Genomic DNA, 996 nt, shown 5'->3' on the forward strand with positions numbered 1-996 from the left:
TGAATACATAGTCATGCCAGGGGAACCCGGGGAACTGAAACATCTAAGTACCCGGAGGAAGAGAAAGAAATTCGATTCCGTAAGTAGCGGCGAGCGAACGCGGAACAGGCCAAACCAGTGAAGTTTTCTTCACTGGGGTTGCGGACATATCATAACGAAGAGGCTATTGTAGACGAAGAGAGTTGGAAAGCTCCGCTATAAAGTGTAAAAGCCACGTAGTCAAAACAAGAAGACTTCAGATATGATCCAGAGTACCACGGGACACGTGAAACCCTGTGGGAAGCAGGAGGGACCATCCTCCAAGCCTAAATACTACCTAGTGACCGATAGCGTATAGTACCGTGAGGGAAAGGTGAAAAGAACCCCGGGAGGGGAGTGAAATAGAACCTGAAACCCTACACTTACAAGCTGTAGGAGCACATTACTTGTGTGACTGCGTACTTTTTGTAGAACGGGCCAACGAGTTACGTTACCTAGCAAGGTTAAGCACTTAAGGTGTGGAGCCGCAGCGAAAGCGAGTCTTAACTGGGCGCTTAGTTAGTTGACGTAGACCCGAAACCGGGCGACCTATCCATGGGCAGGTTGAAGCGAAAGTAAAATTTCGTGGAGGACCGAACCCACGAGCGTTGAAAAGCTCGGGGATGACCTGTGGATAGCGGTGAAATTCCAATCGAGCCCGGAGATAGCTGGTTCTCTCCGAAATAGCTTTAGGGCTAGCCTCAAGATTTAGAGAAACGGGGGTAGAGCACTGAATGTCCTAGGGGGTATTGCACTTACCGAAGACTATCAAACTCCGAATACCGTATTCTTATGCTTGGGAGTCAGACTGTGGGTGATAAGATTCATAGTCAAAAGGGCAACAGCCCAGATCGTCAGCTAAGGTCCCTAAATGTACGTTAAGTGGTAAAGGATGTGGGATTGCACAGACAACCAGGATGTTGGCTTAGAAGCAGCCACTCATTTAAAGAGTGCGTAATAGCTCACTGGTCGAGTGAT

At 48.5% G+C, this 996-nt stretch carries 1 rRNA gene; it reads left to right on the plus strand.

Going from position 1 to position 996, the window contains the following annotated elements:
• Positions 1-996: ribosomal RNA gene (locus K0039_RS20050) — 23S ribosomal RNA — on the plus strand; the annotation flags it as partial.

Source organism: Terrisporobacter mayombei, from assembly GCF_020748465.1.
Classification (GTDB): Bacteria; Bacillota; Clostridia; order Peptostreptococcales; family Peptostreptococcaceae; genus Terrisporobacter; species Terrisporobacter mayombei.